The organism is Tardiphaga sp., from assembly GCF_044336785.1.
Lineage (GTDB): Bacteria > Pseudomonadota > Alphaproteobacteria > Rhizobiales > Xanthobacteraceae > Tardiphaga.
The window spans coordinates 36,443-50,215 of record NZ_JBIIOT010000031.1 but is presented as its reverse complement, the minus strand read 5'-3'; the positions used below and the strand labels follow the sequence as shown (position 1 = coordinate 50,215).

Below are 13,773 nucleotides of genomic sequence, written 5' to 3'. Positions count from 1 at the left end.
CGTTCCTGGAGAAAGAGCTCGATCGCTGGAAGACGGTGGTCGAGGTCGGCAAGGTCAAGCCGGAGCAGTAAGTTCGACGCACGCCTCGTCAATGCAAAGACCGCCGCGACAATGACGCGGCGGTCTGATACTCGGTGATACGCTCCGCTGGGAATGCGGATGTCAGAAATTAAACGTCGTCGACACCATATATGTTCGCGGCGCAGCGAGGATGACGTAGCCGTCATTGGTCGAGGCCTGCCAGTAATTGGTATCGAGCAGGTTCTCGACCGAAAAGCGCACGACTATGGGCTTGGCATTCCAGGGCGATACGAATGTGTAGCGCGCGCCGGCATCGTAGCGGGTCCAGCTCGGGCCGTAGACCTTGTTGGCAGGGTCGGTCCAGTATGATCCCGTATAGATGGCCCGGCCCGTCAGCGTGAAGCCAGGAATGAACGGCACATCCCACTCGCCGCCCAGATTGAGCTGAGTGTCGGGAACGTTGAACGTGCGATTGCCATCATAGGTGCCGTTGTCGGTCCGCTGCTGGCGCGCATCGAGGAACATCACGCCACCCAGCAGGCGGACGCCGTCGGCGACCTCGCCGAATGCATTGAGTTCAACGCCGCGATTGCGGTTCTCGCCGGACTGCGTGAGGATATTCGGCGTGACCGAACGATCGACCAGCTGCATCGGCCGCACAATGTCGAACGCGCTGACGGTGGTCGTGATCCGCCCCCAATCGACTTTCACGCCCATTTCGTGCTGCGTCGTGCGATAAGGCGGCAGCACCTGACCTCGATTTGCATACTGATCGCCGACGATCGTGCCCGCTTCCAGCGCCTCGATATAGTTGGCATAGATCGAGACATTCTCGAGCGGCTTGATCACAAATGCATAGGCCGGCGTGGTCGCAGACGTATCGTAACCGCCGGTCCTCGCTGCGGTACGCATATCGAATGATTCCGATTCCACATATTGGTGCCGCACGCCGACGGTCAGCTGAATGCGTCCGTTCCAGACCGACATGGTATCGGCGACACCAAAGCTGGACAGATTGAACTTGCCAGTCGTGTTGGGGGCGCGAACCGGAACATTCGGCACGGGAGACGGACGGGGGTTGTAGAGGTTCGACGTAAAACGCGTTCCGGTGTCGTTATAGATGCCGGTGTCGGCCCCCGACGCTGATACATTGAAATTGATGGCGTGGTTGACTGGACCGGTATCGACATTCGCCCGGAAGCCACCCTGGGCTGCGACCCGGTCGTGCTCCTGGTTGTTGCGCCGGGGATCGCCGGTGAAATCACCGTTGAGATTGGTGAGCCGGATATCCGAATAGAGGTAGCGCGTGTTGCTCTTGCTGAGTCCAGCTTGCGCATAGGCTGTGAGGTTCTCGGTGATGTCCACCTCACCCTGCACAATGGCGTAACGCGATTCCGACGCCCAGAAGCCCCAACTCGGCATGTAGTTCGCGCGCGCATCGGGCGCCTTCGGGACGGCCGTCAGATTGCCGAGATCGACAAAGCGCGTCATCGCGGTGGCATTGTTGTAATCATAGCCGAGGTCTGCGGACAGGCGTACGCGCTCGCCGCGATAGTCGAGACCGAGGAAGGCGTTGCCGACTTCCTGGCTCTGATTGGCCAGTTCGGTGTTACCGTCCTTGTAGCTGCCATTGAAGCGGACCCCGAATTCCTTGAACTCGCCGAACCGTTGCCCGACATCCAGATGGGTGCCGAATTGGGAGCGCGACGAATAGGTGTTGGTGAGCTGAGCGAATGGTACCTCGCCGGCCCGCTTGGTCACCAGATTGACGCTGCCGCCAACGCCGCCGCCGCTCGGCGGCATGCCGTTGAGCAGGGCCGACGGTCCTTTCAGCACCTCGACCCGTTCGAATGCCCCCAGCGACGATGTCGAGAAAGCCGAGGCGATGCCGTAGAGACCGTTGATCCCGTATCCCGTACTGGACACGCTGAATCCGCGGATATTCACCTGATCGAAGCCGCTGAGACGCGGGACGGTGACGCGCACCGATGGATCATTCGCAAACACGTCGTCGAGCTTGCGCGCCTGCTGATCCTGAATGGTCTGAGCAGTGTAGCTGGTCTGGTTAAACGGCGTGTCCATGACGCCGCGATTGCCGAGCAGGCCGACCTGGCTGCCGGACGCGACCTGGCCGCCGGCATAGGCGGCGGGCAAATTGCCCATGGTGCCGGTCGGTGGTGTGGTCGGCAGACGTGGCGCAACCACGCGCGGCGCTGCCTGCGGCGCGCGCGTGACGCTCGGGCGCGGAACGGCTCTGCGGGTTGCACGCGGCTTCGGCGCATGCACTTCGACGGCAGGAAGTTCACGCGCGGCCTGTGCGGCAGCGTCCCCGCCACCGAGCAGCAGCGCCGTGACGCTGACCGCCGCCATCAGAGAATTTGTATGAAGATTGGACCCGCACGCCATGTGAATTCTTGCCCCATTCCCGGCTGACTTCTGTCAACCAACAAGGGGCGCCTTACAGGATGACACCGTGCGGTCACAATTGCGGTGCGCCTAGATTCTATCTAACTGTTCGCGCCGATCACACCGATACGAGCGGCATGCAACCCGCTTCGGCATTGCGACAGCCGACCTTCCACCGTCGTTATTTACGCTGAGCAGACTGTTCGACACGCCCGACCTGGTTCGCCTGCGACGTGAACCAGATCGTGCCGTTCGGGCCAGTTGTCATTCCGAATGGCTGCGCATTCTCTGTCTTCAGGTCGAAGAACGAGACGACACCAGCCGGCGTGATGCGACCGATCTTGTGCGGCTTGAACGCCGTGAACCACACATTGCCATCGCCGCCGCTCGCGATTCCGATCGGCTTGGTGTCCGCCGGCAGCGGAAATTCCTTGATCTCACCGCTCATCGAAATGCGGCCGATCTGATCCGAGCCGTTCAGCGAAAACCAGAGATGACCATCGGGCCCGACGGTGATGTCGCGCGGTCGCGACTGCGGATTGCTCAGCGCAAATTCCGTGATCTTCCCGGTCCTGATCTCGAGGCGGCCAATCTTTCCCGCGTTGCTTTCCGTGAACCACAGATTTCCGTCTGGTGCCGAGACCACGCCATAGGCCTGCGCATTTTCTGTGGGAATGTCGAATTCCTTGAATTCGCCCGTCAGCGTGATGCGCCCGATCTTGTTTGCCGCCATCTCCGCAAACCAGATCTGGCCATCAGGCCCAACTGTGATCCCGCGCGGCCATGAGCCGGTGTTGAACTTGGTCGGCGTCGTCGCCTGCGACGGAATGACGAACATGCCGTTGAATTCGCCCTTTGGCGAGATTCGCCGGATCGCGTTCTCTTCGCGCGACGTGAACCACAGATTGCCGTCAGGCCCAGCAGTGATGCCCTGCAGAACGCCAACCTTGTCGCCGGGCACACGGAATGCCGTGGCCGTGCCCTCCGGCGTCACGCGAAAAATCTGATGCTTGATGACTTCGGTGACCCACATATTGCCGTCGGGACCGAGAACGACGCCTTGCGGACGCTGTCCTTCGCCCGGCAGCGAGGTCTCGACAAGAGAAATGCTCTCGGCTTTCGCATACGTGGGGGCAACGACTCCGGTCAGGGCCAAAACAACGATGGCGGCGTGAGCGCGTCGAAATGGCATATCGGTTCCTCGATCAGGCAATGAACGCGTCAGCGCGTGCGGCCATCGGGCTGAGCGCGCGACAACATTGCCTGCGTAGAGGAGACGATACAGATGACACAATGGCACGTGTCTGGAATTGATCCAGCCATTCGCGTGCTTGCATTCGCCGACGCTCCGCACAACCGCCCAGGTGCAACAATCCGTCCGCTTCAGCCCTGCACATCCACGATCTGGCGAAACACGTCGCGCACATCGTGCTGGATCTCGCGCACACGCGCTTCCAGCGAGGAGAAATCCGGCTCGTTGCTGACGCGCGCAAGCAGGCGAAGGAGATCGGCGCCTGCGGTCTCGGACTTGAAGCCGTCGCTGACACATAGCCGCAGGATTTGCGTGAGGTCGCTGAACAGCCGCATCGCCCGCCGCAGCACATCGAAATGCTCTGTCTTCAGCACGCCGAGCTTGGCGGCATTTTCCAGCACCTGTTGCGTATTCACGCTCAGGATCGCAGGCTTTTCCGCCGCATGGACGAGCTGCAGATATTGCGCGATGAATTCGATATCGACCATGCCGCCGGCGGCATATTTGATATCCCAGATATCGTCCTCGCCCTTTTCCTCGGCGATGGCCTGGCGCATCTCGGCGACATCATTGGCAATGATGCCATGCTCGCGGGGACGGACCAGCACCTCGCGAATGGCGGCTTCGACCTTGTCGCGAAACGCCGGCGATGCCGAGATGACGCGCGCGCGCGTCAGCGCCATATGCTCCCAGGTCCAGGCTTCGGTCTGCTGATATTCGGAGAAGGAATCGATGCGCGACGCCAGCGGACCCGAGCGCCCCGACGGCCGCAGCCGCATATCGACTTCATACAACACACCGTAATTGGTGCGCGTGGTGAAGGCGCTGATCAGGCGCTGGGTCAGCCGCGCAAAATATTGCGCGCCATGCAGCGAGCGCGGGCCATCGGAATCCGGCGCGTCATGATCGAAGTCGTAGATCAGGATCAGATCGAGATCGGACGACGCCGTCATCTCGCGGCTGCCGAGCCGGCCCATGGCGATGATCGCCGTTTCCTGCCCCTTGATGCGGCCATGCTGGGCGATGAACTGGTCGAGCACGAGGCCGTGCAGCGTCTGTGCGATGCCTTCGGCGACATCGGCAAACGCTGTGCTCGCCTGCGGCGCCGTCACCGTGCCGGACAGGATGCGGGTGCCGATCAGGAACAGGCTCTCCTGCCCGAACAGGCGCAGGCGATCGAGGAATTCTTCGTAAGAGTTGGCGTCTTCGAGTGTCGCCGCCAGGCGCAGCGACAGTTCGCGGCGATCCGGCATCGCGCCAAAGAAGCGCGGATCGATCAGGCCATCGACGAGCTGCGGCTGCCGCGCCAGCATATCCGCAAGCCGCGGCGCCGCACCCAGCACGAGTGCGACGAGTGCCACGAGATCGCGATTCTGGCTGAGCAGCGAGATCAATCGCCCACCGCGCTGAAGCGCCTGCAGGAACCGATCGAAGGCGATCACCGCGCTGTCTGGCTCCTCGGCATCGGCGAGACCGACAATCAGCGTCGGGACGAAATCGAGAAAGGCCTGCCGCGTGGCTTCGACCCGAAGCGCACGATAGTCGTCGTCCAGCATCCAGTGCTGCACCGTCTGCGCCACCATCGCCGGCTTGCGGAAGCCGAGCTTGTTGAGATGTTCGAGCAGGCGTTGATCGGAGGCGCCCGCCTTGTAATCGACCGCCGGGAGATGATTGTCGTCGGTGGCATCGCCTTCGAACAGGCGACCATAGTGCCCCTGCACGCAATTGAGGTGCATCAGGAGATCGCGCACGAAAGCTTCGCGGCTGGCATAGCCGAAGAAGCGTGCGAAGCGTTCGACCGCTTCCACCTCGTCCGGCAGCGCATGCGTCTGCTCGTCGGCGATCATCTGCAGGCGATGTTCGACGCGGCGCAGGAATTCATAGGCGCGCGTGAGTTCGTCGCGCACCTCATCAGTGATCCAGTTATTGGCGGCGAGAATAGTCAACGCATCCAGCGTCGGCCGAACACGCAACTCCGGATGGCGGCCACCCGCGATCAATTGCTGCGTTTGAGCAAAGAATTCGATCTCGCGAATGCCGCCGCGGCCGACCTTCACGTTGTGGCCCTCGACCGAAATCTCGCTTTGGCCGCGATAGGTCTGCATCTGGCGCTTCATGTCATGGACATCGGCCAAAGCTGCGAAATCCAGATGCTTGCGCCAGACGAAGGGGGAGATGTCGGCCAGCATACGCTCGCCGGCCTTGGGATCGCCAGCGCAAGGCAGCGCCTTGATCATCGCCGCGCGTTCCCAGGTGCGGCCCTCGCGCTCGTAATAATACAGCGCGGATGCGGTCGAGACGGCCACCGGCGTCGAGGCCGGATCAGGACGCAATCGCAGATCGACGCGGAACACGTAGCCGTCGCCGGTGCGCTGCTGCAGCAGGCGCGACATGCCCTGGGCGACGCGCACAAAGAATGTGTTCGGTTCGATATCCTCGGCCAGCGTGTGCTGTTCGAGATCGAAATAGACAATGAGGTCGATGTCGCTGGAATAGTTCAGTTCGCCCGCGCCCATCTTGCCCATGGCGAAGACGATCAGGCCGCTCCCCTCTTCTGGCTTGGCCGGATCCGGCGGCAGGATACGTCCGCGGCCGGCCTCCTGCGTCAGCAGATAGTGGATGGCAGCCTGCACCGAGGTGATCGCGAGATCGGTCAGTGCGCGCGTCACGCGCATCACCGGCCACACGCCGCCGATATCGCATAGCGCAATCATCAGTGCCGCTTCGGATTTCATCCGCCGCAGCGCGATCATCACATCGGCTTCGCTGGAGGCTTCGCCCACAAGCTCAACCGCATGCGCGATCAGACCGGGCAGCGCCTGGTCGGGATCACCGTTCAGCACGCGCAGCGCGCGCGCTGCATCGGTGCGGATCAGATCGAAAAGATACGGAGAAGCTTCCGCAATCCCGAACAGAATGGCGCGGGCATATGGATACTGATCGACAATGGCCTGCAATGCGCTGGCCTGATCAGGCGCAATATCCGTGAGCCAATCTGCGAAACGGCGTTCGGCCTCGGTGGCATCGAACAGTTCCGGTCCGCTCACGAATTGCGCGGCCAGCATCGGCTGGCCCTCGCCTCTTTTGACAGAAGTCATGCCGACTTCTGTTGCACATTCGCGCTTTGCCCCGCAAGGGCCTCTCCGGTTGCGGCCGGTAATACCAATGTCACACGCAGGCCGGGATTGTTGTCGCCGAGTCGCAATTCACCATGATGCAGCTTGGCAACGGCCGATGCGAGGCTGAGCCCGAGGCCCGAGCCAGGCAATGTCCGGCTCGCTTCCAGCCGCACAAAACGCTCCACCGCATGTTTGCGATCGGCCTCGGGAATACCCGCACCGTGATCGGAGACGCTGAGCAGCACCTGATCGCCCTCGCGGCGCGCCTCGATCAGAATCTCGGGCGCTGCCGCACCCTCGCCCGTTTCCGGCTTGCCGTATTTGATGGCATTCTCGACGAGATTGGCCAGCGCCTGGCTGACCAATTCGCGATTGCCATGTACGGGCGCGACGGAGGCTTCGACTTTCAAAACGAGATCGGCATCTTCCGCGAGCGGTTCATAAAGTTCGTGGATGCCGGCCGCCACATCCGCCACATCGAACACGTCCATGTTGCCGCGGGCCTGACCGGACTCGGCACGCGCGATCATCAGCAATGCGTTGAAGGTTCGGATCAACCCATCGGATTCCTCGATGGTGCGCTCCAGCGCGGCCCGATATTCCGTCTCGTTGCTGGCGCGTGCGAGTGCTTCCTCGGCGCGATTGCGCAGCCGTGTCAGCGGCGTCTTCAGATCATGCGCGATATTGTCGGAGACCTCCTTCAGGCCACTCATCAGCGCCTCGATGCGCTCCAGCATCGTGTTGAGATTTTCCGCCAGACGGTCCAACTCGTCGCCGCTGCGCCCGACCGGCAGCCGGCCCGACAGATCGCCGGCCATGATGCGCTGGGTGGTGCCGGTGATGGCGTCAATCTTGCGCAGCACGCGGCGCGACACGAAGATGCCGCCGCCAAGGCCGAGCACGACCACGATCAGCACCGACCATTTTGCAGCATCCTCGACCATGTCGAACAGCCGTCGGCGCTCCTCCAGATCGTGACCGATCAACAGACGGAAGCCGCTGGACAGCGACTCGACTTTCACCAGCGCACGATGGTTCGGCGAATCGGGATCGTCGAGCCGGCGATACGGCGTCTCCGACCAGCCGGTCTTCTCCAGAATCCCCGGCGCCAGAGACGACACATTGCCGGCCACGGACTGCCCGGCCGGCGTGGTGATGAGATAGAGATTGGCGCCCGGCCGCAGCGCGCGGTTCTCGATGGCAAAGACGATGCCGCGCAGCCCGCGGCGCTGATAGAGCTCGCTGAGCTCGCTCATCTCGCTGTTCACCGTGGTGGTGATCTGGTCGTTGATGAGCCGGTTCGTATTCCAGGCGAAATAGCCGAGCAAAGCTGTGGCGAAAAACGCGAACAACAGCAGATATGCAAGCGTCAGCCGGAATGCGGTGGTGCGGAAGAGTTTACCGAGGGCGGTCACGAAACGTCTCTTGAGGATACGGACCTGTAGCCCGGGTGAAGCACAGCGTAACCCGGGCCCCTGCGCTTTAACAGTCTCGACATTCCCGGACTGCGCTGCGCTCTATCGGGCTTTGCCTACTTTACCCCGTCGCGCACCATATAACCGGCGCCGCGGATCGTATGCAGCAGCGGGCGGTCAAAACCCTTGTCGATCTTCGAGCGCAGGCGCGAGATGTGGACGTCGATCACATTGGTCTGCGGATCGAAGTGATAGTCCCAGACATTTTCCAGCAGCATGGTGCGCGTCACCACCTGGCCAGCATGTTTCATCAAATATTCGAGCAGGCGAAATTCGCGCGGCTGCAGGATCAGCTCCTGACCACCGCGGGTGACGCCGTGGGACAGCCGGTCGAGTTCGAGATCGCCGACGCGATAGCTCGTCTCTTCGGCAGGCCCTCCCTGGCGGCGCGACAGCACTTCGACGCGGGCGAGTAGCTCGGCGAATGAATACGGTTTTGGCAGATAGTCGTCGCCACCGGCGCGCAGGCCCTTGATGCGGTCATCGACCTGGCCAAGCGCGGAGAGGATCAGAGCCGGCGTGCGATTACCTTTGTCGCGCAACCCGCCGATCACCGAGAGACCATCGCGCTTGGGCAGCATGCGATCGACCACGAGCACGTCGTAATCACCGCTGTCGGCGAGGGCAAAGCCCTCCTCGCCATCGGCGGCATGATCGGCGATGTGGCCGACTTCGCGAAACGCCTTGACGAGATAGTCGGCGGATTCGCGGTCGTCTTCGATGATGAGAAGGCGCATTGCGGGAGCGGCTCTGGACTGGATCGCGTCGGCGCGGATCGATTGAACTTCGGTCACCATGGCGTGCACTCGGCTCTCATGCAAGGCGGCGGAAGGTCCGCCTGAAATGGATGGACGGCGAGGCTGGGGGAAACCTCGCCGCCCACACGCCTTCCGACGGAAGGGGGCACTATCCTTCGGAAGGGAAGAGTGGGAGCGAGCTATTCACTCGCTCCCTGGAAAGCACCGTCAGCGGGGGCGACTATGCCGGCGACACTCTCCGTTTCAGCGCGATGCTCAGCCCTTGGCCAGCGGCACCGCGACGAACTTGGATGAGCCACCCGAGCGAACCCGGATCAGCACGCTGTTCTTCTTGTCGGCATGCGCGGCGACGATCGCCTCGCGCACGTCACCCGGCGTGGTGACATTCTTGCCGGCGACTTCGAGAATGACATCGCCTTCCTTGAAGCCACGCTCGGCCGCGGCACTCTTCGGATCGACGCCGGTGACGACGACGCCTTCCTTGCCGGCACCGGCCACGCTGCTCGATGGCGAGACCGTGAGGCCGAGCTTCGGCACATCGGAGCCGCGCGAGGACGTGTCCTTGTCGCCACCGAAATCAGCCTTGGCTTCCTGCACGCTCGGCATGGTGCCCAGGGTCATGGACAGAACCTTGTCCTCGCCTTTCGACATCACGTTGAGCTTCACGGTGTTACCCGGTGCAAAGCCGCCGATGGTGCGGGCGAGTTCGCGGGCATCCTTCACCGGCTGACCATTCACCTGGGTGATGACGTCACCCGACTTGACGCCGGCCTTCGCCGCCGGACCATCCGACTGCGGCTCGGCGACCAATGCGCCTTCCGCCTTCTTCAGGCCGAGCGAGTCGGCGATATCCTGCGTCACCGGCTGGATCTGGACTCCGATCCAGCCACGCGAGACCGACCCCTTGTCCTTCAGCTGTGCGACAACCGTTTTCACGGTCGATGCGGGGATCGAGAACGCGATGCCGACGCTGCCGCCCGAGGGCGAATAGATCGCGGTGTTGACGCCCATCACTTCACCCGACACGTCGAAAGCGGGACCGCCGGAATTACCCTTGTTCACGGCTGCGTCGATCTGGATGAAATCATCATACGGACCGTTGCCGATATCGCGACCCGAGGCCGAGACGATGCCAGAGGTCACGGTGCCGCCGAGGCCGAACGGATTGCCGACTGCCAGCACCCAGTCACCGATGCGCGGCTTGCCATCAGCGAGCTTGGCGAACGGGAAGTCGGTGCGGCCATCGACCTTGATCAGCGCCAGATCGGTGCGTGGATCGGTGCCGATCACTTTGGCCGAATAGGTCTTGCCGTCATCGGTGTTGACCTCGACCTTGTCGGCGCCATCGACCACGTGATTATTGGTCACGGCATAGCCGTCGGCCGAGATGAAGAAGCCGGAGCCCTGGCCACTGACGACGCCACGGCCACCGCGCGGATTGCCACGCATGCCGGGGGGCACGCCGTTTTCACCGAACCGCTTGAAGAAGCGCTCCATCGGCGAGCCCGGCTGGAAAGGCGAGTCGCTGTTGTCGTCGTCCTTCGACGCGACCTTCTCCTTCATATTGACTTTGACCGAGATCACCGACGGCTTCACGCGCTCGACGATATCGGCAAAGCCCATCGGCTGCGCGGCCTGTGCCTTGACCTGCTTGTCCACCTGCGCATGCGCGGCGGTGGTGAAATTGATGCCATCCTTCGACGGCGAGATGCCATAGGCGGCAACGCCGAGACCGGCGACGACGGAGGCCATCAGCGCAAATTTGCGCACGGACAGCAGCGAACGGCGCGGCGCCTTGTAGGACGGGAGAGAGGAAAAATCGGTGGGACGGTCGGACATCGAAGAAATCTCCAGAGCACGGCGCTGGGGGCAAGGCGCCTTGTGTGATCCGAAGATGGCAGGGCCAACCTTACCGCGCGCTGGCAGGGGGATTAAGGTTTTGTAATTTGGCGAAGATCGGTGCGGCGGGGTGACGCGGCTCCGCACAATCCAGAGACATGATCCCGAAAGGCGCCGAAATCGAGCCGAATCGCCTGAAATTGCACGCATTTCATAGCTGCCACAGATCTTCGTCATCTTGCCGCCCTGCCCGTCCCGTAGGACCTTTGGCTGTCGGCTCACGGAAAGACACAGGGATCAACATGTCACTGGACCCATTGCTCGGCACAGGTCGCATTCAGGCATCAGGCGTGATGGCCAATCCACCGGCCTCGCGGGGATGGCTCGAGAACCGCGTGATTCTGGATCACCGGCGCTGGACATGCCGGGAAGCCGACGTGACATGGTCGGCACCAGCGCATGTGCTCATCCTGACGCGCCAGGGCGGCACAGCCGAGACGCGCATCAACTGTGCCGGCGAAACCAGCTATCGCGGCATGGATCGGCCGGGCTCGCTGTCCTTCGTGCCGGCAAATGTTGTTCGTGATGGCAATTACCGCGACGCCGATCTCGTCTACACCGCGCTCTGGATCGATCCGGACTTCACGACCCGGCTGGGCATTCGCAACGAGACGCTGCCCACTTTGCTCAATCAGCGCGACGCCGCGATCGCTGCTGCGCTGCAGGCCTTTCAGGAAGATCACGCCGCAGGAGTCGAAGTCGAGAACGGCTATGTCGAGCATCTCACCGGCTTCGTGCTGCATCGGATTGCACAACGTGATCGCTGCAAGCGGAGACCCAAGGCGTATGGTCGGTTGAGCGGCGCCGTCCTGCGCCGGGTCGAGGACTTCATCGCCGCTCATCTCGCCGCGGATATCTCGTTGCGACAACTTGCCGATATCGCCAGGCTGCCCGTCGATACATTTGCGCGCCGTTTCAAGGCCAGTACGGGCCTTGCGCCCTATGCCTTCATTCTCGAGCAGCGCGTCCGCCACGCCGAGGTCATTCTGCGCGCTGGCGAGATGCCAATTGCCAATGTCGCAGCACGAACCGGGTTCTGCAGCCAGAGCCACTTTTCCGGCACCTTCAAGCGCCTGCGCGGTATCACGCCCGCGGCCTTCGCACGCGCCGTTCCGGAATCCTGATATCCGCCCCGGGATCATGGAAGACAATCCCGCCCGAAAAACACACATCCCGTGCACCCACGAGACATGGAGTGCGCGATGACTGGTGCGATCGATCCCTTTCTGCCGACACGACGGCAGGTGCTGGAAAGCAGTTCGGCCCTGGCGCTGGCGGTCTCCAGTGGCCTGGCGGAAGCCGCGCCAGCCGCTACAGAAATCACGTCTGCCGCGGCTCACGAGCCCCTCGCTTTCGATCTCACGATCAACGGCAGACCCATGCAGCTGCGGCTCGATACGCGAACCACGCTCCTCGACGCGCTGCGCGAGCATCTCGGCCTCACCGGCTCCAAGAAGGGCTGCGATCACGGCCAATGCGGCGCCTGCACCGTGCTCGTCAATGGGCGCCGCATCAATGCGTGCCTCACGCTCGCCGTTATGCATCAGGGCGACGACGTCACCACCATCGAAGGCCTCGCCAAAGACGACGACCTGCATCCGATGCAGGCCGCCTTCATCGAGCGCGATGGCTTCCAATGCGGCTATTGCACGCCGGGCCAGATCTGCTCCGCCATTGGCATGCTGCAGGAGGCCCGGCTGGGTTGGCCAAGCCATGTGAGCGTCGACGTCGGGGCAAACAGGTTTGCCCTCACCGACGACGAAATCCGCGAACGCATGAGTGGCAATATCTGCCGTTGCTCCGCCTATCCCAACATCGTCGCCGCGATTCGCGACGCAGCCGAGAAGGCGTAGTCATGCAACCCTTCACCTATGAACGCGCCACCACCGTCTCCGGCGCCATCGCATCAGTCGCGAAACATCCGAACGCCAAATTCATCGCTGGCGGCACAAATCTGCTCGACCTGATGAAGCTCGGCATCGAACGGCCGACGCATCTCGTCGATATCAGCCGCCTGCCGCTCAACAGGATCGAAACACAGCCCGATCGCGGCATCCGCATCGGCGCGCAGGTGACAAACAGCGATCTTGCCGCGCATCCGCATGTGCGCGCTCATTTTCCGCTGCTCAGCCAGGCGCTGCTGGCCGGCGCATCCGGCCAACTCCGCAACAAGGCATCGGTGGGCGGAAATCTGCTGCAGCGAACGCGCTGCCCTTATTTCTATAATACGCACACGCCCTGCAACAAACGCGTGCCCGGCTCCGGCTGCGCCGCCATCGGCGGCTTCAATCGCGCCAATGCCATTCTTGGCGCAAGTGAATCCTGCATCGCCGTGCATCCGTCCGACATGGCCGTGGCGATGACCGCGCTTGGTGTCCAGATCGAAACCATCACCGCCACTGGTCAAACACGACAATTCGCGATCGGTGACCTCTATTCCCTGCCCGGCGCCACACCGCAGATCGAAACCTCGCTGGCATCCGGAGAGATGATCGTGGCCGTTCATCTGCCGACGCCACCGCGCGGACAGCAGATCTATCGCAAGGTCCGCGATCGCGCGTCCTATGCCTTCGCGCTGGTGTCGGTGGCCGCCATCGTCGAGCGCCGCAATGGCCGCCTCGCCTCGTCCCGCATCGTCTTTGGTGGCCTGGCGCCGCGGCCATGGCGCGCGGATGCGGCCGAGCAGGTCTTGCGAAATGGCAAAGCCGAAGCTTCCACATTCGATGCAGCGGCCGAGCGCGCACTCGCGGATGCACGGACAGAGGGCAGCGCAGGTTTCAAGCGCGAGCTAGCCAAACGAACCTTGCGCCAGACCCTCGCGGTCGCGGCCAGCTAGGAGCACA

General features: G+C 62.6%; 9 protein-coding genes. 3 read left to right on the top strand and 6 right to left on the bottom strand.

Features of this window, described 5'->3' with window-relative positions:
• Positions 1–162: 162 nt before the first annotated feature.
• From ACIQ2A_RS11520 to ACIQ2A_RS11495, 6 genes are all read right to left on the bottom strand, one after another.
• Positions 163–2,391, bottom strand: a complete 2,229-nt coding sequence (locus ACIQ2A_RS11520) for a TonB-dependent receptor (RefSeq protein WP_398479062.1) — start codon at positions 2,389–2,391, stop codon at positions 163–165.
• 217 nt (positions 2,392–2,608) lie between these two features.
• Positions 2,609–3,619 carry a hypothetical protein gene (locus tag ACIQ2A_RS11515; protein ID WP_398479060.1) on the bottom strand — a complete coding sequence of 337 codons (1,011 nt, stop codon included), beginning with the start codon at positions 3,617–3,619 and terminating at the stop codon, positions 2,609–2,611.
• Between the two features lie 191 nt (positions 3,620–3,810).
• Positions 3,811–6,777 (bottom strand): bifunctional [glutamine synthetase] adenylyltransferase/[glutamine synthetase]-adenylyl-L-tyrosine phosphorylase, encoded by a 2,967-nt coding sequence (locus tag ACIQ2A_RS11510; RefSeq protein WP_398479058.1) that lies wholly within the window; start codon positions 6,775–6,777, stop codon positions 3,811–3,813.
• Positions 6,774–8,213: a sensor histidine kinase gene (locus ACIQ2A_RS11505; RefSeq protein ID WP_398479056.1), complete on the bottom strand. Its 1,440-nt coding sequence runs from the start codon at positions 8,211–8,213 to the stop codon at positions 6,774–6,776. Before ACIQ2A_RS11505 ends, ACIQ2A_RS11510 begins: the two co-directional genes overlap by 4 nt.
• Positions 8,214–8,329: 116 nt before the next feature.
• The gene (locus tag ACIQ2A_RS11500; RefSeq protein ID WP_398479054.1) at positions 8,330–9,070 is read right to left on the bottom strand and encodes a winged helix-turn-helix domain-containing protein; all 741 of its coding nucleotides are present in this window, start codon (positions 9,068–9,070) and stop codon (positions 8,330–8,332) included.
• A 216-nt stretch (positions 9,071–9,286) separates the two neighbouring features.
• A complete protein-coding gene (locus ACIQ2A_RS11495) occupies positions 9,287–10,870 on the bottom strand; it encodes a Do family serine endopeptidase (protein WP_398479052.1) in 1,584 nt (527 codons plus the stop codon).
• A gap of 302 nt (positions 10,871–11,172) precedes the next feature.
• Between ACIQ2A_RS11495 and ACIQ2A_RS11490 the strand changes: the two genes are divergently transcribed.
• From ACIQ2A_RS11490 to ACIQ2A_RS11480, 3 genes are all read left to right on the top strand, one after another.
• Positions 11,173–12,054 carry a helix-turn-helix domain-containing protein gene (locus tag ACIQ2A_RS11490; protein WP_398479050.1) on the top strand — a complete coding sequence of 294 codons (882 nt, stop codon included), beginning with the start codon at positions 11,173–11,175 and terminating at the stop codon, positions 12,052–12,054.
• Positions 12,055–12,132: 78 nt separating this feature from the next.
• Positions 12,133–12,783: a 2Fe-2S iron-sulfur cluster-binding protein gene (locus ACIQ2A_RS11485; protein WP_398479048.1), complete on the top strand. Its 651-nt coding sequence runs from the start codon at positions 12,133–12,135 to the stop codon at positions 12,781–12,783.
• 2 nt (positions 12,784–12,785) lie between these two features.
• Positions 12,786–13,766, top strand: coding sequence for an FAD binding domain-containing protein (locus ACIQ2A_RS11480; RefSeq protein ID WP_398479046.1), 981 nt, complete (start codon positions 12,786–12,788; stop codon positions 13,764–13,766).
• Positions 13,767–13,773: the final 7 nt, after the last annotated feature.